General features: G+C 65.7%; 27 protein-coding genes and 1 tRNA gene. 22 read left to right on the forward strand and 6 right to left on the reverse strand.

Annotated elements, in window-relative coordinates; translation table 11 throughout:
• Positions 1-40 precede the first annotated feature (40 nt).
• From cmk to G6N24_RS25735, 21 genes are all read left to right on the forward strand, one after another.
• The gene (gene cmk / locus G6N24_RS07875) at positions 41-727 is read left to right on the forward strand and encodes a (d)CMP kinase (RefSeq protein ID WP_085160266.1); all 687 of its coding nucleotides are present in this window, start codon (positions 41-43) and stop codon (positions 725-727) included.
• Positions 728-800: 73 nt separating this feature from the next.
• Complete coding sequence (gene der / locus G6N24_RS07880; protein WP_085160268.1) at positions 801-2192, forward strand: ribosome biogenesis GTPase Der; 1392 nt, start codon at positions 801-803, stop codon at positions 2190-2192.
• Positions 2193-2415: 223 nt separating this feature from the next.
• The gene (locus G6N24_RS07885) at positions 2416-3219 is read left to right on the forward strand and encodes an SDR family NAD(P)-dependent oxidoreductase (RefSeq protein ID WP_232070718.1); all 804 of its coding nucleotides are present in this window, start codon (positions 2416-2418) and stop codon (positions 3217-3219) included.
• Entirely contained in the window at positions 3213-4118 is a 906-nt protein-coding gene (locus G6N24_RS07890; protein ID WP_085160272.1) for a 3-hydroxyacyl-CoA dehydrogenase family protein, read from the forward strand. Before G6N24_RS07885 ends, G6N24_RS07890 begins: the two co-directional genes overlap by 7 nt.
• A gap of 2 nt (positions 4119-4120) precedes the next feature.
• Complete coding sequence (locus G6N24_RS07895; protein ID WP_085160275.1) at positions 4121-4951, forward strand: cyclase family protein; 831 nt, start codon at positions 4121-4123, stop codon at positions 4949-4951.
• Complete coding sequence (locus G6N24_RS07900) at positions 4948-5766, forward strand: BKACE family enzyme (RefSeq protein ID WP_085160277.1); 819 nt, start codon at positions 4948-4950, stop codon at positions 5764-5766. The genes G6N24_RS07895 and G6N24_RS07900 overlap by 4 nt, the downstream gene beginning before the upstream one ends.
• A 16-nt stretch (positions 5767-5782) precedes the next feature.
• Positions 5783-6553 (forward strand): IclR family transcriptional regulator, encoded by a 771-nt coding sequence (locus tag G6N24_RS07905; protein ID WP_085160279.1) that lies wholly within the window; start codon positions 5783-5785, stop codon positions 6551-6553.
• 269 nt (positions 6554-6822) lie between these two features.
• A tRNA-Pro gene (locus G6N24_RS07910) sits at positions 6823-6899 on the forward strand.
• Between the two features lie 475 nt (positions 6900-7374).
• Positions 7375-7629: an AbrB/MazE/SpoVT family DNA-binding domain-containing protein gene (locus G6N24_RS07915; protein WP_139822385.1), complete on the forward strand. Its 255-nt coding sequence runs from the start codon at positions 7375-7377 to the stop codon at positions 7627-7629.
• Between the two features lie 35 nt (positions 7630-7664).
• Positions 7665-8036 (forward strand): PIN domain-containing protein, encoded by a 372-nt coding sequence (locus G6N24_RS07920; protein WP_163745453.1) that lies wholly within the window; start codon positions 7665-7667, stop codon positions 8034-8036.
• A gap of 300 nt (positions 8037-8336) precedes the next feature.
• Positions 8337-8654 (forward strand): hypothetical protein, encoded by a 318-nt coding sequence (locus G6N24_RS07925; RefSeq protein ID WP_139822386.1) that lies wholly within the window; start codon positions 8337-8339, stop codon positions 8652-8654.
• A 321-nt stretch (positions 8655-8975) separates the two neighbouring features.
• Positions 8976-9647: a TetR/AcrR family transcriptional regulator gene (locus G6N24_RS07930; RefSeq protein WP_085160288.1), complete on the forward strand. Its 672-nt coding sequence runs from the start codon at positions 8976-8978 to the stop codon at positions 9645-9647.
• 703 nt (positions 9648-10350) lie between these two features.
• Positions 10351-11064: an MlaE family ABC transporter permease gene (locus G6N24_RS07935; RefSeq protein WP_372514589.1), complete on the forward strand. Its 714-nt coding sequence runs from the start codon at positions 10351-10353 to the stop codon at positions 11062-11064.
• 1 nt (position 11065) lies between these two features.
• Positions 11066-11938 carry an ABC transporter permease gene (locus G6N24_RS07940; protein ID WP_085160291.1) on the forward strand — a complete coding sequence of 291 codons (873 nt, stop codon included), beginning with the start codon at positions 11066-11068 and terminating at the stop codon, positions 11936-11938.
• Between the two features lie 5 nt (positions 11939-11943).
• On the forward strand, positions 11944-13251 hold the full coding sequence (locus G6N24_RS07945; protein ID WP_085160293.1) for an MCE family protein: 1308 nt from the start codon (positions 11944-11946) through the stop codon (positions 13249-13251).
• A complete protein-coding gene (locus G6N24_RS07950; RefSeq protein WP_085160295.1) occupies positions 13248-14288 on the forward strand; it encodes a virulence factor Mce family protein in 1041 nt (346 codons plus the stop codon). The genes G6N24_RS07945 and G6N24_RS07950 overlap by 4 nt, the downstream gene beginning before the upstream one ends.
• Positions 14285-15826 carry a virulence factor Mce family protein gene (locus tag G6N24_RS07955; protein WP_085160297.1) on the forward strand — a complete coding sequence of 514 codons (1542 nt, stop codon included), beginning with the start codon at positions 14285-14287 and terminating at the stop codon, positions 15824-15826. The genes G6N24_RS07950 and G6N24_RS07955 overlap by 4 nt, the downstream gene beginning before the upstream one ends.
• Positions 15823-17400: a virulence factor Mce family protein gene (locus G6N24_RS07960; protein ID WP_085160299.1), complete on the forward strand. Its 1578-nt coding sequence runs from the start codon at positions 15823-15825 to the stop codon at positions 17398-17400. The genes G6N24_RS07955 and G6N24_RS07960 overlap by 4 nt, the downstream gene beginning before the upstream one ends.
• Positions 17397-18566 carry a virulence factor Mce family protein gene (locus tag G6N24_RS07965; protein ID WP_085160302.1) on the forward strand — a complete coding sequence of 390 codons (1170 nt, stop codon included), beginning with the start codon at positions 17397-17399 and terminating at the stop codon, positions 18564-18566. The genes G6N24_RS07960 and G6N24_RS07965 overlap by 4 nt, the downstream gene beginning before the upstream one ends.
• A complete protein-coding gene (locus G6N24_RS07970; RefSeq protein WP_085160304.1) occupies positions 18560-20110 on the forward strand; it encodes an MlaD family protein in 1551 nt (516 codons plus the stop codon). The genes G6N24_RS07965 and G6N24_RS07970 overlap by 7 nt, the downstream gene beginning before the upstream one ends.
• Before the next feature lie 416 nt (positions 20111-20526).
• Positions 20527-20769, forward strand: a complete 243-nt coding sequence (locus tag G6N24_RS25735) for a type II toxin-antitoxin system Phd/YefM family antitoxin (RefSeq protein WP_163745454.1) — start codon at positions 20527-20529, stop codon at positions 20767-20769.
• Here the strand turns inward: G6N24_RS25735 and G6N24_RS07980 are convergent.
• From G6N24_RS07980 to G6N24_RS08005, 6 genes are all read right to left on the reverse strand, one after another.
• Positions 20751-21038 (reverse strand): DUF4189 domain-containing protein, encoded by a 288-nt coding sequence (locus G6N24_RS07980; RefSeq protein ID WP_139822387.1) that lies wholly within the window; start codon positions 21036-21038, stop codon positions 20751-20753. The genes G6N24_RS25735 and G6N24_RS07980 overlap by 19 nt on opposite strands.
• Before the next feature lie 237 nt (positions 21039-21275).
• Positions 21276-21854 (reverse strand): cyclic nucleotide-binding domain-containing protein, encoded by a 579-nt coding sequence (locus G6N24_RS07985; protein WP_085160311.1) that lies wholly within the window; start codon positions 21852-21854, stop codon positions 21276-21278.
• Between the two features lie 107 nt (positions 21855-21961).
• The gene (locus tag G6N24_RS07990; RefSeq protein ID WP_085160313.1) at positions 21962-23518 is read right to left on the reverse strand and encodes a succinic semialdehyde dehydrogenase; all 1557 of its coding nucleotides are present in this window, start codon (positions 23516-23518) and stop codon (positions 21962-21964) included.
• Between the two features lie 73 nt (positions 23519-23591).
• On the reverse strand, positions 23592-23981 hold the full coding sequence (locus tag G6N24_RS07995) for a type II toxin-antitoxin system VapC family toxin (RefSeq protein WP_085160315.1): 390 nt from the start codon (positions 23979-23981) through the stop codon (positions 23592-23594).
• Entirely contained in the window at positions 23978-24205 is a 228-nt protein-coding gene (locus G6N24_RS08000) for a FitA-like ribbon-helix-helix domain-containing protein (protein ID WP_085160318.1), read from the reverse strand. Before G6N24_RS08000 ends, G6N24_RS07995 begins: the two co-directional genes overlap by 4 nt.
• Positions 24206-24299: 94 nt before the next feature.
• Positions 24300-25004 carry a glycoside hydrolase gene (locus G6N24_RS08005; protein WP_372514554.1) on the reverse strand — a complete coding sequence of 235 codons (705 nt, stop codon included), beginning with the start codon at positions 25002-25004 and terminating at the stop codon, positions 24300-24302.
• 79 nt (positions 25005-25083) lie between these two features.
• On the opposite strand from G6N24_RS08005, the gene G6N24_RS24320 reads away from it, so the two are divergent.
• Positions 25084-25263, forward strand: a complete 180-nt coding sequence (locus G6N24_RS24320) for a DUF167 domain-containing protein (RefSeq protein ID WP_232070719.1) — start codon at positions 25084-25086, stop codon at positions 25261-25263.
• Positions 25264-25269: the final 6 nt, after the last annotated feature.

Below are 25269 nucleotides of genomic sequence, written 5' to 3' on the forward strand. Positions count from 1 at the left end.
GACTCCAGTTAGTGACGGGAGTGAAGCGAATCATCGGGGTGTGAGCGGAGGCATTGTCGTCGCCATAGACGGCCCGGCAGGCACCGGAAAGTCCTCTGTCTCAAGGGGATTGGCACATGCTCTGGGGGCGCGCTTCCTGGACACCGGGGCGATGTACCGGATCGTGACGCTGGCGGTGTTGCGCGCCGGGGTTGATCCGACAGACGCCCAGGCCGTCGCGGCGGTCGCATCGAGGGTGCGGATGTCGGTGGGTTACGACCCCGACGCGAGCAGCTGTTACCTTGCCGGAGAGGATGTTTCATCCGAGATCCGCGGTGATGAGGTTACCCAGGCGGTCTCGGCGGTGTCGTCGGTTCCCGCGGTGCGCGCCCGGCTCGTCGACCTGCAGCGAGCCATGGCAGTCGGCCCGGGCAGCGTCGTGGTGGAGGGTCGCGACATCGGGACCGTGGTATTGCCCGACGCGCCGGTGAAGATCTTCTTGACCGCATCCGCCGAAACCCGTGCGCAGCGTCGCAACGACCAGAACGTCGCGTCGGGCCTGGCCGACGACTACGACGCCGTGCTGGCCGACGTGCGACGCCGTGACCATCTGGATTCCACGCGGGCGGTGTCGCCACTTCGGGCGGCCCCGGATGCGATCGTCGTCGACACCAGCGACATGACCGAGGCCGAGGTGGTCGCCCACCTGCTGGACTTGGTGAGGCAGCGAAGCGAGGTCGTGTCGTGACCCGCGCCGGCGACAATGCAGAGCGAAGCGATGAGGTGGGGGCACCACCCGCGTGCGGGGGAGAGCGGCGCTCGTGACCCAGGAGGGGACCTGGACCGACGAAAGCGACTGGGAACTCGTCGATTCCGAGACGGAGGAATCAGGGCCGGCGCCGGTGGTGGCGATAGTCGGTCGGCCCAACGTCGGCAAGTCGACGCTGGTCAACCGGATCCTGGGCCGACGGGAGGCGGTGGTGCAGGACGTTCCCGGCGTGACACGCGACCGGGTCTCCTACGACGCGTTGTGGGCTGGACGCCGGTTCGTGGTCCAGGACACCGGGGGGTGGGAGCCCGACGCTGAGGGCCTGCAGCAGCTGGTGGCCGAGCAGGCGTCGGTGGCCATGCGCACCGCCGACGCGGTGATCCTGGTGGTGGACGCCATTGTTGGCGCCACCACGGCCGACGAGGCCGCCGCGCGCATCTTGTTGCGATCCGGTAAGCCAGTCTTCCTGGCCGCCAACAAGGTTGACAGCGAGAAGGGCGAAGCCGACGCGGCGGCGTTATGGTCGCTGGGGCTAGGTGAGCCGCATCCGATCAGCGCGATGCACGGGCGCGGCGTGGCCGATCTGCTCGATGAGGTGCTTGCCGCGCTGCCCATGGTGGGGGAGTCGGCATCGGGCACGGGCGGCCCCCGCCGGGTCGCGCTCGTCGGCAAACCTAACGTGGGCAAGAGTTCCTTACTGAACAAGCTGGCCGGTGATCAGCGGTCGGTGGTTCACGAGGTCGCGGGCACGACGGTCGACCCGGTGGACTCCCTGATCGAATTGGGCGGCAAGGTTTGGCGGTTCGTCGACACCGCGGGCTTGCGCCGCAAAGTCGGTCAGGCCAGCGGGCATGAGTTCTACGCCTCGGTGCGCACGCACGGGGCCATCGATGCCGCCGAGGTGGCGATCGTGCTCATCGATGCGTCGCAGCCGCTGACCGAACAGGATCTGCGGGTGCTGTCCATGGTCATCGAGGCCGGGCGGGCGCTGGTGCTGGCCTTCAATAAGTGGGATCTGGTCGACGAGGACCGTCGCGATCTGCTGGAGCGCGAGATCGACCGCGAGCTGGTGCAGGTGCGTTGGGCGCAGCGGGTCAACATCTCCGCCAAGACGGGCCGCGCGGTGCAGAAGCTGGTGCCCGCGCTGGAGAGCGCGCTGGCGTCGTGGGACACGAGGATCGCGACCGGACCGCTGAACAGCTGGCTCAAAGAAGTGGTGGCGGCCACGCCGCCTCCGGTGCGCGGTGGCAAGCAGCCGCGCGTCCTGTTCGCCACCCAGGCGACGGCCCGGCCGCCGACGTTCGTGCTGTTCACGACGGGTTTTCTGGAGGCCGGCTACCGCCGGTTCCTGGAACGACGGCTGCGCGAGGCGTTCGGCTTCGAGGGCAGCCCGATCCGCATCAACGTGCGGGTGCGCGAGAAGCGGGGCGCCAGGCGCCGCTGAGTGTGCGGGCTGAATGGCTACCCGGCCGGGCCGTCGTTGCCGAACAACAGTCCGCCGCCGCGGCCCATCGGTTGCGCACCCGGGACGGGCAGTGTGTCCCACGATGCGAGCAAAAAAAGCTATATCACAGGATTTCATCGTTGACTTTGATCGCCGGGTGCGGCTAGATTTTCCTACTGTGCAGGCTGAAATAACCGTATTGCAGGAAAAAAGTGGCACGCTGGTGACGACCACACAACGAGCACCGAACCATGGCTTGACGCGGTTCAGCGTGCAGGGCAAATCGATACTGATCACCGGCGCCACCGGTGCGCTCGGCGGCGTTGCGGCCCGGGCACTCGCCGACGCGGGCGCCCGGCTGACCCTGGCCGGCGGTAACGCTGCGGGCCTGGCCGAGCTGGTCGAAGACGCGGGTATCGAAGACGCCGCGGTGGTCACGCGCAGGCCCGAAACGCCGGCCGACGCGCGGGCCATGGTCGAGGCGGCGGTCGCCCGCCACGGACGTCTCGACGGGGTGCTGGTGGCCTCGGGCATGAACCACGTGCAGCCAATCACCGAGATGGACGTCGAGCACTTCGACGCGGTGATGGACGCCAACGTGCGCGGTGCTTGGCTGGTGTGCCAGGCGGCCGGGCGGGTGCTGCTCAAGCGGGGTGCGGGAGGCAGCGTCGTGCTGGTCTCCTCGGTTCGAGGCGCGCTCGGTCACCCCGCCGGCTACAGCGCCTACTGCCCGTCGAAAGGCGGCACCCACCTGCTGGCCAAGACCTTGGCGGCCGAGTGGGGCGCGCAAGGAATCCGCGTAAACGCGGTTGCCCCAACCGTCTTCCGGTCCGAGTTGACCGAATGGATGTACGCCGACGACGAGCGGGGGCGCAAGACCCGCGAGGCGATGTTCGCCCGGATCCCGTTGCGCCGCTTCGCCGAACCGGAGGATTTCGTCGGCGCACTGATCTATCTGCTCAGCGACGCGTCGAGTTTCTACACCGGCCAGGTGATGTATCTGGACGGGGGTTACACGGCATGCTGACCCCGGGCGGTTTCTCCCGCGCCGCCGTCGTCGGCGCCGGCCTCATGGGCCGCCGCATCGCCGGCGTCCTGGCCGCGGCGGGCCTCGACGTCGTCATCACCGACACCAACGTCGAAATCCTCGACGCAGCAACGGCAGAGGCCGAACAGGTGACCGGTGCGGACCGCGGCTCGGTGACCGCCGTCGCCGACTTGGCTGTGGCGGTAGAGGACGCAGACCTGGTGATCGAGGCCATCATCGAAGACCTCGCCGCCAAGCAGGAACTCTTCGAACGGATGGCTCGGCTCGTTCCCAACGCCGTGCTGGCGACCAACACCTCCGTTCTGCCGATCGGTGCCGTCACCGAGCGGGTCGGCGACCGCGGCCGGGTCATCGGGACACACTTCTGGAACCCGCCGGATCTCATCCCGGTCGTCGAGGTGGTGCCCAGCGAAAGGACCGCCCCGGACACGACGGACCGCGTCGTGGCGCTGCTGACCCACGCCGGCAAGCTGCCGGTCCGCGTCGGGCGCGACGCCCCGGGCTTCATCGGCAACCGGCTGCAGCACGCCCTGTGGCGCGAAGCGATCGCGCTTGTCGCCGAGGGCGTGTGCGACGCGGCGACGGTGGACCTGGTGGTACGCAACACGATTGGACTGCGGCTGGCCACACTGGGTCCGTTGGAAAACGCCGACTACATCGGCCTGGACCTCACCCTTGCCATCCACGAAGCGGTAATTCCGAGCCTCAACCGCGACCCGCACCCTAGCCCACTGCTGCGCGAGCTGGTCGCCGACGGACGACTCGGGGCCCGCACCGGTCACGGCTTCCTCGACTGGCCCGCCGGGGCCCGCGAGGCCACCGCCGCGCGGCTTGCCGAACACATCACCGCGCAGCTTGAAAACATAAGGGAGACATAGCCATGAGTTTCACTTGGCCGCTCGGCAACGGCGAATCGAAGTTGGAGTTCTACGACCTGTCGCACCCGTGGGGACACGGTGTGCCCGCCTGGCCGTACTTCGAGGATGTGAAAATCGAGCGCCTGCACGGCATGGCCAAGAGCCGAGTCCTCACCCAAAAGATCACCACCGTAATGCATTCCGGCACGCACATCGACGCGCCGGCGCACGTGGTCGAAGGCACGCCGTTTCTGGAGGAGATCCCGCTGAGTGCTTTCTTCGGCACCGGGGTCGTCGTCTCAATCCCGAAGAACAAGTGGGAGGTCGTCACCCCCGAGGATCTGGAAAAAGCCACACCCGGGATCCGGCCCGGGGACATCGTCATCGTCAACACCGGGTGGCACCACAAATACACCGACAGCGCCGAGTATTACGCCTACTCCCCGGGCTTCGGCAAAGAGGCCGGCGAGTGGTTCGCAACCAACGGCATCAAGGCGGTCGGCACCGACACCCAGGCCCTGGATCACCCGCTCGCCACGTCGATCGGTCCGCACGGTCCCGCCGAACACCTCGGCGGCCTATTGCCTTGGGCGGTAAGCGAATACGAGGAGGAGACCGGTCGCAAGGTACGCGACGACTTCCCGGACTGGGAGCCCTGCCACCGGGCGATCCTGTCCAGGGGCATCTACGGCTTGGAGAACGTCGGCGGCGACCTGGACAAGGTCACCGGCAGGCGCGTCACCTTCGCGGCGTTCCCGTGGCGCTGGGTGGGCGGCGACGGGTGCATCGTGCGGCTGGTGGCGATCCTCGACCCCACCGGCACCTACCGCATCGAGACGGGGGCCGCAGCATGAGCGTCGTCATCACCGTCGCCCCCACCGGACCCATCGCGACCAAGGCCGACAACCCAGCGTTGCCGACCTCTCCGGAGGAAATCGCGACCGCGGTCGAGCACGCCTATCACGCCGGAGCGGCGGTGGCACACATCCACCTGCGTGACGAAAACGAGCGGCCCACAGCCGATTTGAACATCGCTCGCCGGGCGATGGATCTTATCGGCGAGCGGTGCCCGATCCTGGTCCAGATGTCCACCGGGGTCGGTCTGACGGTGCCCTTCGAGGAGCGCGAAAAGCTGGTCGAGCTGCGGCCGCGGATGGCCACGCTCAACCCGTGCTCGATGAGCTTTGGCGCCGGCGAATTCCGCAACCCGCCCGATGCCGTGCGGCGCCTGGCGGGACGAATGCGTGAACTGGGCGTCAAGCCGGAACTCGAAATCTATGACACCGGGCACCTCGAGGCCTGCCTGCGGCTGTGGGAGGAAGGCCTGCTGGCCAGGCCGTTGCAGTTCAGCATCGTGCTCGGGGTGCGCGGAGGCATGGCCGCCACCGCCGATAACCTGCTCACGATGGTGCGCCGGCTGCCTCCCGGAGCCGTGTGGCAAGTCATCGCGATCGGGCGGGCCAACGTGGAGCTGACGGCGATGGGACTTGCCCTGGGCGGCAATGCCCGAGTGGGGCTTGAGGACACGCTTTATTTGCGCAAGGGTGAGCTGGCGCCGAGCAATTTGGCGCTGGTGCAGCGCACGATGCGCCTTGCCGAGGCCCTGGACCTGCCGATCGCCTCGGTCGAGGAAGCCGAAGCCCTGCTGTGTTTGCCGCGCGGCGCCTGAGTAGAGGAGGTCACCGGTGGGCGTCAACGCCGAAGATCGCGGCAGCGGCATCCAGGTCATTGCTCGGGCCGGTGAGTTGTTGCGGGTGCTGCAGGCACACCCTGGTGGTCTGAGCCAGGCAGAGATTGGCGAACGTCTGACGATGGCTCGCTCCACGGTGAGCCGGATTCTCAACGCCTTGGAAGACGAGGGGCTGGTGGCCTCGCGCGGGCCTCGCGGTCGCTATCGGCTCGGCCCGGAGATCGCGCGTATGGCCAGCACGGTGCGACTCGGTGTTGTCACTGACATGCACGCTTTCTTGATGGAGCTGTCGCGGCGGCTGGATGAGACGGTGGACCTGTCGATCCTGGATGGCGATCGGGCGGATTTCGTCGACCAGGTTGTTCCGCCGCGCCGGCTCCGGGCCACGAGCGCGGTGGGGGAGTCGTTCCCGTTGTACTGCTGCGCCAACGGCAAAGCGCTGCTGGCGGCTCTATCGCCCGAGCAGTATGCTCACGCGTTGCCCAGTCGCCTGGTGCCGCTCACCCCTGGCACCATCACGGACCGGGCGGCGTTGCGCGAAGAGCTCGAGCGCATCCGGGCCGAGGGTGTCGCCTATGACCGCGAGGAGCAGACCGAAGGCATCTGTGCCGTCGGGGTCGCGCTGCCGGGGGTGAGCTCGGAGTTGGTCGCCGTCAGCGTGCCCGTTCCGGCGCAGCGGTTCTACGGCCGCGAAGACGAACTCGCCCGGGCTTTGCTGGCATGGGCGCACGAAGTGAACGCTTGGTTCAAGACCACGAAGGCTTGAGACGACAGAAGCGTTGCGCGACAAGCTAGTTGGGGCGCACGGTGAGGATGCGCAGGGCTTGATCATGTACACCACCGACGGTGACCGCTTGACCCTATCGTCGGAGTTGACGCCGCCCAATGGGCGGACGTTGCACTCGTGGTTGCTGTGGGTCCGGGTCGGGCGGGCCGACTCGCAGGCCGCTTTAGAGCCCGTGGCGGGGTTTTGGTTCGTCTGCGGTAGGCTGTCGACCTGCCGCCGGTGGACTCGCCGGTGACACTGAGCACGACCGGGCTGTGGCGCAGTTTGGTAGCGCACTTGACTGGGGGTCAAGTGGTCGCAGGTTCAAATCCTGTCAGCCCGACCAAGCGCAACAGGCTCTGACCATCGCCTCAGGAGAATCCGAGTGTTCGCGCCGCCGCGGCGTCAAACAGTGCAAGTGTCGCCATCGCCATGCCAAGAACACCACATCCGACTTCTACCGCACCCCGGTAGCTGTCAAGGTTTTTGAGACAATGGGAGGCGGATCGTCGGGGAATCTCTGAGATGATTCCCGGAGGTCGTCGAGGGAGGTCACGCTGGGACCACCCAAGGGACCACACGTCATGCGCGATGCTGCACGACCTGCGCGTCCATGAAAGTCACCCATCGTGGCCCTGGCCACGGAAACCGCAGGCGACCTGGGAAGACGCGTTACCGCTACGTCCTGGGCTGCCACGACGAAATGGCTCGCCGGACACCGAGCATGACCATCGAACAAGCGGTTCAAGCCGTCGACAGCGCGTTCAGGGCTATCGCCATTACATCGGCTATATGTAATGAAGGACGGTAGAGTAATGAACATGGACATAACCATTACCGTGACCAGGAAGGGACAAACGACGCTTCCGGTCGCCATTCGCCGCCGGCTCGGTGTAGCCGACTCGGGGGGCGTGTTGCGTGCGCATCTCAACGAGGACACCGGGGAACTCATCATCACCAAACCGCCGAGTGTCAACGAGTTGAGCGAACGCGTTAGCCGGCATATCAAGCCGGGCACCCGCCCGCTGCTGGATGTCGATGCCTTCTACCAGTCCCAGCGCGAGTCGCAGGGCTGATGGCTACATCTGGCGGTTCACTTGACGCCAACGTCGTGCTCCGCCTGCTGCTTAACGATGTTCCGAAGCAGCACGCGGCGGCAGTGGCACTCGTTGAAAGTACCGGTGCTTCATTCGTTGTGTCGGATGTTGCCGTCATCGAGGTCGTCTTCGCTCTGTGCCGCCACTACGAATTCAGCCGCGCCGCGGCTGCCGAGGCCATCGAGGGCCTGACGTCGTTGACTCAGATCGATTGCAACCGTGACATGCTCATGCGCGCACTGGCGTTTTTCACCGTTCACCCGCAGCTGTCGTTCGAGGATTGCTGCCTGGCCACATACGCGGAATTGTCGAACGCCGAACCATTGTGGACCTTCGATAGGAAGCTTGCCGGCCAGGCCCATTCGGCCCGACTGGTGCCGACATAGAGACGCGCTTCGTGAAGCTCGACGGCAGGCCGGGTCATTTGCGCGGACCGCGTGGATCCGATTGGTGACTTGCGGAAGCTCGTTACCGCGATTTCCTGCGGGTCAAGTGGTCGCAGCTTCAAATGCCGATCACCCCCTGAGCCCCGGGGAACGAAGGCCTCGGCGCTAAGCGGCTTTCGAGCTCTTGATGGAACCGTAATGCCCTGGTTGGGGCGGTATCCGAGGAGTAACGTCCGGTACGTTCGGAGTATTTGAGCGCACCGGACCAGATGGAGACAATCTCGCTAAGGGAGTACACGGATGTTGAACAGCGTAACGGTCCACAATGGCCAGGTCCCCCAGGAGCGCGCGCAGGATGCCGAATTACTAAAGGAGTCTGGTGTGCACAAACTTGTCGTCGCGGACCGCGACGGCAACTGCTTAGCGTTCGTATTGGCCTGGGACAGCTTCGACTATGACGCCGAGACCGACACCTATGTGTGCGTTGCCGACAGTGATGGCAGAGAACTCATGACCATGTACAGCGCCGGTGAAATTAAGTCAGCACCTGGTTCGAACATGTATGTCGTGACTGCACCGGATGGGTTCAGTGGCTGCAGGGCGTTGCAGCGCCTGTGAGCTACCGGGCACCGGGCAAGTAGACGATACTCTGCAGGCCGTTTAGCCGCGTCATCTGCCGACCAGGGGTCCGCGGGTGCACTCGGCGTGTCGCTTCTGGTGGGGGCTCACCGATACGCGCGGAGACGTGCGGTAAGGACTTCAGAACTTCCTCGATACGCAAACAAGTGGCCCGGACACCACGACTGAAGTCCAGGGATTGTGCATAAGAATGACGTCCGTGTCAGGCTGTCCAGCGGGCGGCGCACCAGGCAGGGGACGATCACGTCGCGAAGGTTTATGATAGACCGTCCGTACGGTTAGTTAATGCGAGGGGTTGGGATGCCCAGATCGCCTGGCAGGCGTAGCGAGATTCTCGACGCGTTTGTCCGCTATGTCGCCGAACGTGGGTACGACAGAACGAATATCGGCGACATCGCCGACGAGCTTGGCATGTCTAAGGGCACCATCGTTCATCACTTCGGAACCAAAGCGCAGATGTTGCGGGAGCTTGAAGAAACCCACCTGGCCCACCAGCTCGATGTGCTACGGATGGTATGGGATCGCCTGGCCGCGCCCCACGAACGCATCGCCGCAATCATTTACGCCTCCACGCTGCTACAGGTAATCGCCCGCAACGCGACGGTGGCGAGCCAGCGCGAGGTGGTTCAGTTGTCCGACGACCCGGCGATGCGGCAAGTGCGTAAGTTGCGGCAGCAATTGCAAACGCTCACGGTTGACGAGATCCGCAAAGGCGTAGAGAGCGGTGTGTTCCGGAGCGTGGATGTCGATCTGGCGTCACTGCAGCTGTGGGGATCGCTTCAGTGGATGTGGGTGTGGTTCGATCCCGCCGATTCCCGGACACCCGAACAAGTCGGGGCCGCGTTTGTCGACGTGTTCCTCGGTGGACTGCTGCTCGACCGCTTGGGGCTTAGCAAGTGGGCGAACCCTTCCGCGGACGTCATCTCGGTGGTGCGTGAATGCCTTGACGCGGTGACGAGTTCGAAAGATTGACCGCGCCGTTGCCGCGGCCAGTTGGCGAGAAATAGGCGACCCCGGTAGCCGGTGCGCCGCGGCGTCGGGCGTTGAAGCAACGCGAGGAAGCCCTGGCTGTACGTACAGTCGATATTCTCGCTCGAAGGCCGCTCATCGTTCAAGTCGCTGCGCGACCGATGAATGCGCGCCGTCACCCAAAAGATGCACGAAAGGCGTGGTAATGACCACGTATAAAGCGGAGCGCCGAGAGGCTCGGGGGCGGGCTGTGGTGAAGCTCAGGCGGTGCAATTCACACATTGACTGACCGTACGGTCGAATGCAATAGTTGCTGCGTGGAGCAGTCGAAGGCGACATGCAGCCGGAGGCCAGGGACCGACACCGCCGGTAGGGAAGGCCACGTGGTCGACCGGCATCGGCAACACGGTGAGGCGCTACGCCGCAGGCCGCACGAAGAATCGTCGCGCCGGAACTGGGGGCGAAGAAGTCGGAGATCGTCGTCGTTCAAACAAAGTTCGAAATATGTTCTAGCGGAATATATTTCGTGCCAGATATCGGTCGTGAGCGCGAGGCTGACGACCTCGACGGGGACAAATGTTGCGGTTGTGACGCGCCGAGCGTGGTCATGTCGGGGGCCGCTGCGATGACTACCTCGAACGCGATTGCCGGCAAGCTAGGCAGCCACATCCGACCAGGGGCTGAAGTGGCCGGCGGGTTCTTCCGAATGTGCGTGCTGACCGGCAAAGCGCTGATGCTGCCGTTCGAATGGCGTGAGTTCATCGTGAATGGCTGGTTCCTCATGCGGGTATCGCTGCTGCCCACCATCGCGGTGTCCATCCCGGAAACCGTGCTGCTCATCTTCACACTCAACGTCCTACTCGCCGAGTTCGGCGCGGCCGACGTCTCCGGCGCTGGTGCAGGGATCGGCGCGGTCACCCAGCTCGGCCCGATCGTGACGGTGCTGGTGGTCGCCGGCGCCGGCGGCACCGCCATCTGCGCCGACCTCGGCGCTCGCACCATCCGCGAGGAGATCGATGCGCTCGAGGTGCTCGGCATCGACCCGATCCATCGGCTGGTGGTGCCCCGCGTCGTCGCCTCGACAGTCGTCGCGGTGCTGCTCAACGGCCTCGTGATCGCGGTCGGCCTCGGGGGCGGCTACCTCTTCAGCGTGTACCTGCAGAACGTCTCGAGCGGTGCCTACCTCTCCACGTTGACAGCGCTCACCGGCCTGCCCGAGGTGGTGATCGCGTTTATTAAGGCCGCGACGTTCGGGCTGATCGCCGGCCTGGTCGGGTGTTACCGCGGGCTGATCGTCCGCGGCGGGTCTAAAGGTCTGGGTACGGCCGTCAACGAAACGGTGGTGCTGTGCTTCATCGCGCTGTTCGCGGTAAACGCGGCGCTGACCACCATCGGTGTCCGGTTCGGAACGGGGCGCTGACATGGCCTCGGCTACAGCGGCTGCCGCGCCACATGGCGGCTTCCCGCGGGCCGCCTTTAGGCGATACGGGGAGGCCCCGGCCCGGCTCCTGGTCGAGATCGGGCAGATGATCTGGTTCGCCCTGAGCGCGGTCGCGCAGATCCCCTTCGCCCTGCACCGCTACCGCAAGGAGCTGGTGCGGATGGTTGCCCAGATGGGGATGGGTACCGGCGCGATGGCCGTGGCCGGCGGCACCGCCGCCATTGTCGGTTTCATCACCTTGTCGGCGGGCTCACTGGTCGCCATCCAGGGCTTCGCGTCGCTGGGCAACATCGGTGTCGAGGCGTTCACCGGCTTCTTGGCCGCAATGGTCAATGTGCGGTTTGTGGCGCCGGTGGCCGCCGGCCAGGCGCTGGCCGCCACGGTCGGTGCCGGCGCCACCGCCGAACTGGGCGCCATGCGCATCAGCGAGGAGATCGACGCGCTGGAGGTGATGAGTATCAGGTCGATCGCCTACCTGGCGTCCACCCGGGTAGTGGCGGGCCTGATCGTGATCATCCCGCTCTACGGGCTGGGGATTACCCTGGCCTTCCTGTCCGCGCAGGTCACCACTGTTTTCTTGTATGGGCAGTCCGCCGGCACGTACAGCCACTACTTCCACACATTCCTGCGCCTAGACGACGTGGGCTGGTCGTTCGCGGAGGTAATCCTGGTTGCGGTGGTCGTGATGACCACCCACTGCTACTACGGCTACACCGCCACCGGCGGGCCCGTGGGCGTCGGTGAAGCGGTCGGCCGGTCGATGCGCCTGTCGTTGGTCACCATCGTTGTTGTGGTCGTACTGACCGCGATGTCGGTCTACGGCAAAAACCCGAACTTCAACCTCACCGTGTAGCCGTCATGACCATGCCGGCAAAGGAGAACCCGCCACGTATCCCGCCGTACAAGACGGCGGCCGCGGTGTTCTTGGTGGTGGCCGCCGCGGTGTTGGCGGTCGTGTGGTTGCAGTTTCGGGGCCAGTTCACGCCGAAGACGCGCTTGACGATGGTGGCTCCCCGGGCGGGTTTGGTGATGGATCCGGGGTCGAAGGTCACCTACAACGGGGTGGAAATCGGCCGGGTGGCCAGCATAACGGAGATCCACCGGGACGGTACGCCGGTGGCCAAGTTCGTCTTGGATGTGGATCCGAAGTACATCACGCTGATTCCGGCCAATGTGGACGCCAACATCAGGGCGACCACGGTGTTCGGCAACAAGTATGTGTCGTTGACCTCACCGAGGAATCCGACGCCACAGCGCATCACCGCACAGCAAGTGATCGATGCGAGGTCGGTGACGTCCGAGTTCAACACGTTGTTCGAGACGCTTACCTCGATCGCCGAGAAGGTGGATCCGGTCAAGTTGAACCTGACGCTGGCCGCGACCGCGCAGGCATTGACCGGGCTGGGCGACAAGTTCGGGCAATCGATCGTCAACGGCAACGCCATCCTCGACGACATCAATCCGCAAATGCCGCAGATCCGACATGACATTGCGCAGCTGGCTGCCCTGGGCGACATCTACGCCAACGCCGCACCGGATCTGTTCGACTCCCTCAACAACGCGGTGGTCACGGCGCGCACGCTGCACCGGCAGGAAGCCGATCTCGATGCCGCATTGCTGGCCGCGACCGGGCTGGGCAACACCGGCGCGGACATCTTCGCCCGCGGCGGGCCCCACCTGCAGCGGGGAATCGCCGATCTGGTGCCTACCGCCGGGCTGCTCGACACGTACAGTCCCGAGATTTTCTGCACCATCCACAACTACTACGGCGCCGAACCCGCGGCGTATGACACGACGGGCGGCGGCAACGGCTACGCGCTGAGAACCATGACCGAGCTGACGTCAGGGTTGGGCGGCATCCTGACCCTCCCGGGGCTGACCGGCACGGTGCTCACCCAGGGCCTCCTGGGGCTCGCCGGACTGGTCGGCGGGGCGCCGAATCCCTATGTGTTTCCGGACAATCTGCCGCGGGTGAACGCTCGCGGCGGGCCGGGGGGCGCGCCGGGTTGCTGGCAGCCCGTCACCCGTGATCTGTGGCCGGCGCCGAGTCTGGTGGTGGACACCGGCGCCAGTCTCGCGCCGTACAACCACGTAGACACCGGCTCACCGTACGCAATCGAGTATGTGTGGGGCCGTCAGGTCGGGGACAACACGATCAACCCATGAAAATCACCGGCACCGCTATCAAGCTCGGCACCGTCGCGTTGGTGCTGCTGCTGATCACCATGTCGATCGTCGTGGTGTTCGGTCAGATGCGCTTCAACCGAACCAACGGCTATTCCGCGGAATTCAGCAATGCCAGCGGGCTGCGCGACGGCCAGTTCGTCCGCGCCGCCGGGGTGGAGATCGGCAAGGTCAAGAAGGTGCGGCTGATCGACGGCGGCATGCGGGTACGGGTGGACTTCGACGTCGACCGCTCGATACCGCTCTACCAGTCGACGACCGCGCAGATCCGCTATCTCGACCTGCTCGGTAACCGCTACCTGGAGCTCAAACGCGCCGAGGGCGAGGGCTTTGACCGGGTTCTGCCGGCGGGCGGATTCATCCCGCTGTCTCGAACGTCGCCGGCGCTGGATCTCGACGCCCTGATCGGTGGTTTCAAGCCGCTGTTCCGGGCGCTCGATCCGAAGAAGGTCAATACCATCGCGGCGGCCATCATCACCGTGTTTCAGGGTCAGGGCGGGACCATCAACGACATCCTCGACCAGACCGCGCGGCTGACCGCCCACGTTGCCGAACGCGACCAGGCGATCGGCGAGGTGGTCAAGAACCTGAACATCGTGCTGGACACCACGGTGCGGCATCGCAAGGAGTTCGACCAGACCGTCGACAACTTCGAGAGACTGATCACCGGGCTGCGCAACCACGCCGATCCGCTGGCCGCCGGCATCGCGGACATCAGCAACGCCGCCGGAACGGTGGCCGACCTGCTGGCGGACAACCGCGCGCTGCTGCACAAGGAGATCAACTACCTGCAGGCTCTTCAGCAGCCGCTCGTCGAACAAAGGGATCAGCTCGACGATCTGATCCACAAGACGCCGACCGCGCTCAACCTGATCGGGCGCAGCATCGGCCTCTACGGCGACTGGGTGAACTTCTACGTGTGCGACCTCACGATCAAGTGGAATGGACTGCAGCCCGGAGGCCCGGTCCGCACGGTCAGGATCTGGCAGCAGCCCACGGGTAGGTGCGCGCCGCAATGAGAACGCTGACGGAGTTCAACCGCGGCCGTGTCGGGCTCATGGGCATCACCGTCCTTGGGCTCGTCGTCGCCGTCGGCCAAACCTTCACCAGTGTCCCGATGTTGTTTGCCAGTCCGAGCTACTACGGGCAGTTCACCGACACCGGTCAACTGAACAAGAACGACAAGGTGCGCATCGCCGGTGTGGACGTCGGCAAGGTGGAGGCGCTCGAGATCGCCGGCGACCACGTCCGGATCAAGTTCTCCATCGGCGGCAACACCATCGGCACCGACAGTCGAGTCGCGATCAAGACCGACACCATCCTGGGCAAGAAGGTGCTCGAGATCGAGTCGCGGGGCACCCAGAGGTTGCGGCCCGGGGGCGTGTTGCCGCTGGGTCAGAGCACCACCCCCTATCAGCTCTACGACGCGACCTTCGACGTCACCAAGGCCGCCACCGGCTGGGACATCGACACCGTCAAGCGGTCGCTGAATGTCTTGGCGCAGACCATCGATCAGACCTACCCGCACCTGAGTGCCGCCCTCGACGGTTTGGCCAAATTCTCCGACACCATCGGTAAACGCGACGAACAGATCAAGCATCTGCTCGCTCAGGCCAACCAGGTGGCCAGCGTGCTCGGTGACCGCAGCGAACAAGTCAACCGGCTGCTGGTCAACGCGAAGACGCTGGTGGCCGCGTTCAATGAACGTGGACGGGCCATCGACGCCCTACTGGGGAACGTTTCCGCATTCTCGGCCCAGGTTCAGGGGTTCATCAACGACAACCCGAACCTGAATCCTGTGCTGGAGCAGTTGCGCGCCCTCAGCGACGTGCTGGTGGCACGCAAAGACGACTTGGCTCAAACCCTCACGTATGTCGGCCAATTCGCCGCCTCGCTAGGGGAGTCCGTCGCGTCGGGACCGTACTTCAAGATAGTCCTGGCAAATTTGCTGCCGTACTGGATGTTGCAGCCATTCGTCGACGCCGCCTTCAAGAAGCGCGGCATCGACCCGGAGGACTTTTGGCGCAGCGCCGGCCTGCCCGAGTTCCGCTGGCCCGATCCCAACGGCACCCGATTCCCCAACGGCGCGCCGCCGCCCGCACCACCGGTGCTGGAAGGCACCCCGGAGCATCCGGGACCGGCCGTCCCACCGGGAACAGCATGTTCGTACACCCCGCCGCCCGACGCGCTGCCGCGGCCGTGGAACCCGCTGCCGTGCGCGGGCGTAGACGTCGGCCCGTTCGGCGGCAGTTTCCCGGCGCCGCTCGACGTCCAGGCGTCGCCGCCGAACCCGAACGGCCTGCCACCGACACCAGCGATCGCGATCGCCGGGCGGCCGGGCGAGCCGCCCCCGGACCTACCGGGCACACCGGTGCCGCTGCCGCCCGACGCGCCGCCGGGGGCGCGCACCGAGGGCCTGCAACCGGCCGGCCCCATCCCGCCGCCGTCGACGTTCGTGCCCGGGCTGCCGCCGGGGCCACCCGCGCCGCCGGGACCCGGACCGCAGCTGCCGGCCCCGTTCATCACACCCGGTGGGACGGGAGGCAGCCAGAATTGAGTCCCGTCTTCGATATCCGCAACCCGCGGCTCCGGAGGGTCATTACCTCGCTGGTGGTCGTGCTGGCACTCGGCGCCGGGTTCGTCGGCTGGCGGCTCTACCAGAAACTGACCAACAACACCGTTGTCGCTTACCTCCCGGAGGCGTACGCGCTCTATTCCGGAGACAGGGTCCAGATCATGGGCGTTCGCGTGGGTTCGATCGACAAGGTCGAGCCGGCCGGCGACAAGATGAAGGTGACTTTTCACTACAACAACAAGTACAAGGTCCCCGCCAACGCGTCTGCCGTGGTTGTGAACCCCACCCTGGTGGCGTCGCGGAGCATCCAGTTGGAGCCCCCCTACAAAGGGGGTCCGGTGCTGGCCGATAACGCGGTGATCCCCATCGAGCGCACCCAGGTGCCGACCGAGTGGGACGAACTGCGCGACAGCGTCGCCAACATCATCTCCAAACTTGGCCCGACACCCGAGCAGCCCAAGGGCCCCTTCGGTGACCTCATCGAGGCTGCCGCGGACGGGTTGGCCGGCAAGGGTAAGCAAATCAACACGACTCTGGACAGCCTGTCGCGGGCGCTGACCGCGCTGAACGAGGGCCGTAGCGACTTCTTCGCGGTGGTGCACAGCCTGGCGCTGTTCGTCAACGCCTTGCACAAAGATGACCAGCAGTTCGTCGCGTTGAACAACAACCTGGCCCAGTTCACCGACAAACTGACCGGGTCCGACCATGAGCTTGCCGATGCGATACGGCAGTTCGACGGGCTGCTCTTGACCCTGCGCCCGTTCTTGGTCAAGAACCGCGAGGTGCTCGCGCGCGACGTTGACAACCTCGCCAACCTGACCACCACGCTGGTCCAACCCGAGCCGCTGAACGGTTTGGAGACCGCCCTGCACGTCTTGCCGACCCTGGAGACCAACCTGAGCCAGATTTACCACCCGTCGCACGGTGCGGTCATGTCCATCCCGGCAATCCCCAACTTCGCGAACCCGATGCAATTCGTGTGCAGCATGATTCAGGCCGGTAGCCGGCTGGGGTATCAAGAATCCGCCGAACTGTGTGCGCAATACCTGGCGCCAATTCTCGATGCGATCAAGTTCAACTACCTCCCGTTAGGACTGAACCTGTTCAGCACCGCCGAGACGCTACCCAAGGAAATCGCCTACTCCGAGCCCCGGCTGCAGCCGCCGAACGGGTACAAGGACACTACGGTGCCCGGGATCTGGGTGCCCGATACCCCGCTGTCGCACCGCAACACCCAGCCCGGCTGGGTTGTGGCGCCGGGCATGCAGGGCACGCAGGTGGGGCCGATCACGGCGGGTCTGTTGACCCCCGAATCTCTGGCCGAACTGATGGGCGGCGCGGATATCGCACCCCCGCCGTCAGGGCTGCAGACCCCGCCGGGACCGCCGAACGCGTACGACGAGTACCCGGTGTTGCCACCCATCGGCGTGCAGGCCCCGCAGGTGCCGATCCCGCCGCCGCCACCGGCTCCAGGCGTGGTCTCGGGCCCAGTCGCGCCGACGCCCGCCGGACCACCACCCGCGCAGGCGGCCGCATCGACGGGACCGGGCTCATGAGGCGCGCATTTTGCGCACGAGGCCGATACCGGGCCCGGCAGGGGCTGGCGCTGCTGGGGGCTGCCGTGGCGGTGACGTCGTGCGCGAACTGGCGCGGAATCGCCAACGTGCCGATGCCCGGCGGCCCGGGCAGCGGGCGCGGCTCTTACACCGTCTACGTGCAGATGCCCGACACGCTGGCCCTGAACGACAACAGCCGGGTGCGGGTGGCCGATGTCTTCGTGGGCACGGTGCGCGCGATCCAACTGAAGAACTGGGTCGCCACGCTGACACTGCGCCTGGACAAGAGCGTCAAGTTACCGAAAAACGCCACCGCCAAGATCGGGCAGACAAGCCTGCTGGGTTCTCAGCATGTGGAACTCGCCGCGCCGCCCAACCCGTCCCCGGATCGACTACAGGACGGCGACACCATCCCGCTGAAAAACTCGTCCGCATACCCGACGACCGAGCAGACGCTGGCCAGTCTCGCCATGATCTTGCGCGCAGGCGGCGTCCCGAACATCGAAACACTGCAGAACGAGGTCTATAACGTCGTGACCGGGCGGGCCGACCAGATCCGTGCCTTCCTAGGCAAGCTGGACACCTTCACCGCCCGGCTCGACGAACAACGCGAGGACATCACCCGAGCCATCGATTCCACCGACCGGCTATTGGCATATGTGAGTCGCCGCTCGGACGTTCTGGATCGCGTCCTCACCGAATTCCCACCGCTGATCAAACATTTCGCCGACAAGCAGAACCTCTTGCTCGACGCGGTTGACGCGACGGGGGCGTTCAGCCGGGTTGCCGACCAATACCTGTCCGCCTCGCGGAGCGACCTCCACCAGGATCTGCTGTCGCTGCAGTGCCCGTTGCGGGAACTCGGCCGTGCCGCACCATATCTGATCCGCGCACTCAAGCTGATCCTCGTCCGGCCGTTCGACCTAGACGCCGTGCCTAAGTCGTTCCGCGGCGACTACTTCAACCTGTCGCTGACGCTCGACCTGACGCTGAGCGCTGTCGACAACGCGATCCTCACCGGGACGGGGTTCTCCGGAGCGCTGCGCGCGCTCGAGCAATCGTGGGGCCGCGACCCCGAAACGATGATCCCCGACGTCCGGTACACACCGAACCCCAACGACGTCCCGGGCGGGCCGCTGGTCGAAAGGGCGGACCGGCAATGCTGACCCGCTTAGTCTGGCGACAGCTGATCCTGTTCAGCATCATCAGTGTCATCACAGCGGTTGCGCTGGGCGGGTACTACCTGCGGATTCCCACTGCGGTAGGGATCGGCCAATACACGCTGAAGGCGGACCTGCCCGCGTCGGGCGGTCTGTACAGGACGGCCAACGTGACTTATCGCGGTGAAACTATCGGCACGGTCACCGCCGTCGAGCCGACCGAGAGGGGCGCGCGGGTGACCATGAGCATCGGCAATCGCTACAAGATCCCGATCGACGCGTCCGCGAACGTGCATTCGGTGTCGGCGGTCGGTGAGCAATATCTGGACCTGGTGTCAGTCGGCAACCCGGGCAGGTACTTCTCGCCGGGACAGACCATTGCCACAGGCACCGTGCCCACGGAGATCGGGCCGGCGCTGGACGCCGCCAACCGCGGGCTGGCCGCGCTGCCCAAGGACAAGATCGCCGCGTTGCTCGATGAAACAGCCCAAGCGGTCGGCGGGTTGGGCCCCGCGCTACAACGCCTGGTCGATGCGACGCAGGCGATCGCCGGCGACTTCAAGACCAACATCTCTGATATCGACGACATCATCCAAAACTCCGGGCCGATTATCGACAGCCAGGTCGACTCGGGTGGCGCGATCGAGCGCTGGGCGCATAACCTAAACATCCTGGCCGCGCAGGGCGCGCAAGCCGACGAGCACGTGCACCGCATCCTGACCCAAGCGGCGCCGACCGCCGATCAGGTCAACGCGGTGTTCGGCGATGTCCGCGAGTCGCTGCCACAGACGCTGGCAAATCTCGAGATCGTGCTGGACATGCTCAAGCGCTACCGCAAGGGTGTCGAGCAACTGCTGGTGGCCTACCCGCAGGGCGCCGCCGAAGGACAGACGGTAACAGCGCCTTTTCCGGGCTACGCGGCGCTTGGCACCTCGCTGACGATCAACCAACCCCCGCCGTGTCTGACCGGCTTTCTCCCGGCATCCCAGTGGCGGTCTCCCGCGGATACCAGCCTGGCGCCGATGCCGTCGGGAACATATTGCAAGATCCCGCAAGACACTCCGGCCAACGCCGTGCGCGGGGCACGCAACCTTCCGTGTGTCGATGTCCCCGGTAAACGCGCCGCGACGCCGCGGGAGTGCCGCGACCCCAATCCGTACGTTCCGATGGGCACCAACCCGTGGTACGGCGATCCGAACCAGCTCCTGACCTGCCCGGCGCCGGCAGCGCGTTGTGACCAACCCGTGAAGCCGGGGCTGGTGATACCCGCGCCATCGATCAACAACGGCCTCAACCCGGCGCCTTCCGACAGGGTGGCGGGGACACCGCCTCCCATCAGCGATCCACTGCAGCGGCCGGGATCGGGCACCGTCCAGTGCAACGGGCAGCAGCCAAACCCCTGCGTCTACATCCCCGGCGGGCCGCCCCCGGCCGTTTACAGCCCGCAGAGCGGTGAACTGATAGGGCCCGACGGTGTCAAGTACGCGGTCGAAAATTCGAGCAAAACAGGAGACGACGGATGGAAGGACATGCTGGCGCCGCCCGGCTGAATCCCCCCGGCGTTGCCGGCGGCTCGTCCGAAGGCATACCGCGGTCGGTTTCAACAACCCCGCGGCCGGCCGGTGAACACAGTGATCGGCGCGACACGCGGGAAGTGATTGGCCTAGGCCAACTCCGAAGTGACGCGTGTAACTATCTCGAGCGGGTTGCCGCCGGGGCGACGATCGATATTGTCCGTCGGGGCAAGTTGGTGGCACGGATCGTGCCAGTCGGCGACTGGAGGGTGGCTCCGATCCCGGCGCGATCTGTGACAGGCGTGGCACGGGACGCTGGTGGCTGGGTCGGGCTTGACGAACTGCGAACGCGGGCCGGCCGGTGCTTCGATCGCGTTGCGGCTGGGGAGACGATTTATGTCGTCCGTGGCGGCAGGTTACTGGCGCGGATCGTGTGTGCCGGTGATCCGAGGATGACCCCCGTTCCAGCGGACACTGGCCAGCGGATCGAGCTTGACGAATTGCGCAAGCGGGCGGGATGTTATTTCGACAGGGTCACGTCAGGGCAGATGATCGAGGTTGTCCGTCGCGGCAAGCTGGTTGCTCGGATCGTGTCAGTCGCCAAGAACGACGCCCGCACGAGCCCAATCGCTAGCGCCAGTTCCCGCACCAGGTCGCCGGGGTGTGCCGCGAGTGGTCACTCACCGGTGCAATGAAGCTCGACGATCCGGCCCGACGGGACCCTGGCCAGCGCAGCGTTATGAGCAGCCGCCGCGGTCAATCCCCAGTCGGCGCCCCACCGGTCAGACCCGAGAGCCAAAGCGACGCAACCATTTCGAGCCCACGACGCGACGGTGCAACCGTCGCCGTGCTGCTGGCAATTGCCCAGCGCGATGTGCGTGGCCTCCTCCATCGTGGCGGCGTTGTTGGCCCAACCCGTCCAGCCGGTGATGGGGGAGTAGGCGACCATGGCCGTAGTGGTCAATTCCTACCGCCTGCGCAGCGGGTGACAGCGCGACCGCACCGCTGAAGAGAGCGGCGCGGGCACCGGCCTCGGCGATCAACGTGTAGCTGCGGTGGCTGATCATTGCAGGACCTCGTGAGCTGTTTTGGTGGACGAACTCAGCTTCGGATGCGGCGCTTGCGAAATCCTCAAAATCCTTGGCGTGCAACCGGTCTCGCCAGGGACGGGCGCGAACCTGAGCTGCGCTTGTTCGGATGCCTACGCTGTGCTGTTCCGCTCGATCCACTGGGTGAGCGCATCCTCGAGCGCGGCCGCAATGCCCACACCGGCGGTGTGGGCGGCCTGCTGGAATCGCTCGACCAACTCCGTCGGGACCGAGGCGTTTACGTTGGAGCGTGGCGGTTTTGGCTTCGGCGGCTGGGCGGCAGGCACGTGTTGGGCGGCAGTCGCCTCCATGATTTCGCGCAGTGCGGGTATCTCGTCGAGCAAGCGGGCGAGATCATCGCGCTCGATACGCAGCACATCGGCCGGCCCGATCGTCGTCACGGTCGCGGAACGCAATTTCCCACGGCGGAGCGCAGATTCGCCGATCACCTCGCCCGGCCCCAACACAGCAATGCGGTCCTGGCCGACATACACCCCCACCTCCCCGCTGAGCAGGATGTAGCAAGCGTCGGACGGAGTCTGCTCACGAATCAGCGGCCATGGCACCGACTGCGAAGTGTGATGTGCCGCTCGGACGAGACGCTCCAACTCATCATCCGTGAACTTGTCGAATGCGGCGAACTCGCGTAGCCGACGTGCGTCTTGCTTTGCACGTCCCTCGTCGTCGACCATAGTGGGCTCCCGATATGGAATGCGACACTGACATCGAGGAGCCTAACGCGGATTTTGCCGTAGTAGTGGCAAGTCAGAGCGTGTCAGCGAATGCAAGAGCTCCGCCGTTACCTCCGACCGGGAAGCTTCATCACCGTGCGCACTATCGGCAATAGCGACTTCTGCCAAAGGGTCGCCGGAATGCCAAAGGGCGGATCGAGATTGAACACGCGCGCGGCCGCGATCGTTTGCGACTCGGTGTATTTCAACAGGCCCTCGGGGCCGTGCCTGCGGCCGACGCCGGACAAGCCCATCCCGCCCATCGGCGCGCTGAGGCTGCCCCACGCGAACGCGTAACCCTCGTCGACGTTGACCGTCCCTGACCGCAACCGCGCAGCGATCTTCTGGCCCTCGGCGGTGGAGCGGGCCCACACGCTGGCGTTGAGCCCGTAGTCGGTGTCGTTGGCTTTCGCAACGGCCTCATCCACATCGGCGACCGGGTAGATCGAAACGAGCGGCCCGAAGGTCTCGTTGGCCGCGCACTCCATCTCCGGCGTGACGTCGGTGAGCACGGTGGGCTCGTAGAACAGCGGCCCGATGTCTGGCCGAGCTTTGCCGCCCGCAATTACCTTGGCGCCCTTGGCCGTTGCGTCGTTCACGTGGCACGACACCGTCTCCAGCTGACTCGCCGAGATCAGGCTACCCATGTCCACCGAGAAGTCATACGAGGTGCCGAGCTTCATGCTCCGCACCGCGGCGCCGAACTTGCTCGTGAACTCGTCGGCGATGTCCTTCTCCACATAAATCCGTTCGATGGAGATGCACAGTTGGCCCGCGTTCGAGAAGCAGGCGCGGGTGGCCGCCTTGGCGACCTTGTCGAGGTTGGCTCCTTGCGCGACGATCATCGCGTTCTTGCCCCCAAGCTCGGCCGAGAAACCGATGAGCCGGCGGCCCGCATGTTCTGCGAGCCGACTGCCAGTTGCGGACGAGCCGGTGAACATCAGGTAGTCGCAGTTGTCGGTGATTGCGGTGCCGACCACCGAGCCGGGACCGGGCACGATCGCGTACAGCGCTCGCGGCAGGCCGGCCTTGTACAGCAACTCGGCACAAGCCAGCGCGCAGTACGGCGTCTGGCTGTCGGGCTTGAGCACCACCGCGTTGCCCGCGAGAAGAGCGGGCACCGAGTCGGACGCCGTGAGCGTCATGGGGTAGTTCCACGGCGAAATCACCCCGACGACGCCCTTGGGCTGATAGCCAACCGTGGTCTTGCCGATAGCCGGGAGCAGCGGCTGCACCGTGCGCGGCTTGAGCAGGTCGGCGCTGACGCGCGCGTAGTAGTTCGCGTTCGCGATCAGATCGACGATTTCCTCCTGCGCCGCCCATCGGGCCTTGCCCGCCTCGGCCTGCAGGAGGTCCATGAGGAACTCGCGATTCTCGATGACCAGGTCGCGATAACGGCGGATGATCTCAACGCGCTCGGCGACCGAACGCTTGGCCCAAGCAATCTGTGCCGCCCGGGCTTCGGCGAATGCCGCTTCGACGTCTTCGGCCGTGCCGACCGGGATCGTGGTCAGCGGCTTGCCGGTGAAGACCTCATCGATCGTCGTGGTCTGGCGCGCGTCGACGTCTTTGATGGAAGCCAGCTGACGCAAGCGGTCGAAGACCTCGGCTGACGGTGCAGGCATGTCGTTACCTCTCGAAGTAGCGCAGGCGTTCAGGGCATCAGACTATCGGTCGGCAATGCCAGGCCCCGGATGGTCAGGCAAGCAGCTCGATGTCTGCGTCATGGCCATGGGATTGAGCGAGTCGCTCGTCGCACGTGACGAGCGGCGCCTCGAGGCCCTCGGCGAGGGCGACGTACATTCCGTCGGCCACGGTATGAGTGTGTCGTAATTGGTAGGCGCGCTGGGCAAGTGCTTTTGTGGGCCAACGCCGAACCGGCAGGCTTTGGAAGTCGGCAACGCTGACGAGTCCTTCATGGTCGCTGAGCAGCCGGCGGATGACCGCTCGGCGTATCGCGCCGATCGCCTCCACATCGAAATGGGCAGGGGCATGCAGTGCTTCACCGCGCAGGCGCCGGGCGACCGCGGCGCCCGAGCCCGTCGCGAGCACCAGCTCGACGGCAGCCGAGGCGTCCAACACGATCATTCGGATCGGGCTTCGGCGACCAATTCGGCGGCGTTCGTGCCGAGGTCGCGGCGCGGCAGCGACGCGAGGCGGTCGAGGACGTCGTCGAGGGTCGGCTCTCCGGCGATTTCGCCGAGCCGGGCAAGCAGGAAATCGCTGAGGCTCATCCGCTGTGCCGCCGCTCGGGCCTTCAGTTCGTGGACAAGTTCATCGGGCACATTGCGGATCTGAACCATCATTGGCATGCTATCAGCATAGCAAGCATGCTTAGCACATGCGACCGCAGACCTTTGGGTCGCTTTGGAAAGCGTGGCGCCTCGGCAGGGTCACGCGCATCGATCATCCGGTGGTGGGGCTCATCGAGCCGATGTAATAGGTTTCGTGCCCGGTCGGGTATCCGCCGCCGTCGGTGGCGATATGAACATGGTCGTAGTGGTTGAGGGTCTCTGAGCCGTAGTCCGCCGTCCAGCTCGGCGCGCCGATGCCGGGATAAATCTTCTGCCGCCAGATCACATGGAGCACTCCCCATCGTTTCGCGTTCGCCAAGGCGTACCCGGCGATTTGGTTGCCGAGCTCGATGCCCTCGGGAGTGTCGTGGTTCGGGATCATCACGTCGATCGCCAACCCGTTGGGGTGCCACTTCAGGGGATCCTGTCGGAACCCGAAGATGCGGGTGATCTGCGGGAACATCACGCTGATGGCGCGGGCCGCCCAGATGGTCTTGACCTGCAATCCCTGTTCGGACGCGACGCCGGCAGGCAACGCGAACAGGAATTGCTGGGCGGCGACAGGCGCGTTTGCCGCCAACAGGTCGGCCTCTGCGGGGCTGGCGGTCTGCGTCACGCCGGCCGGCGCAGGCCCCGGGCTTGTCGGGGTTGCCGCCGGGGTCTCAACGCAGCACGGGCGCTCTGTGCTTTGGGCGTAGAGCATGGCGGCGGAGACGGCGAGCGAGGCCGCGAATGCCAACCAGCGGCCCCGGCCGTTGGCGACCACGGCTATGCGCACGAACAGCAGCTTAGTGTCGGGTGGCACCCGGTTGGCAATCTTCTCCTACCGTGAAAGCGTGGTGAGCGGCAGCGACATCGTCAGCGTCAGGGTCAAGCCCGGCAGTCGGAAGGGCCCGATGGTCGAGGTCGGCGTCGACACCGACCTGACAATCTACGTGCCCGAGCGGGCCGTGGACGGCAAGGCTAACGCCGCGGTGTCCCGCCTCCTCGCCCAGCATCTCGGTGTACCCCAGGCGCGGGTGAAGTTGGTGGCCGGCGCCAGAGCACGGCTGAAGCGCTTTCGCGTGCTGCGCTGAGCGCGC

It is taken from the genome of Mycobacterium lacus (assembly GCF_010731535.1).
Taxonomy (GTDB): Bacteria; Actinomycetota; Actinomycetes; order Mycobacteriales; family Mycobacteriaceae; genus Mycobacterium; species Mycobacterium lacus.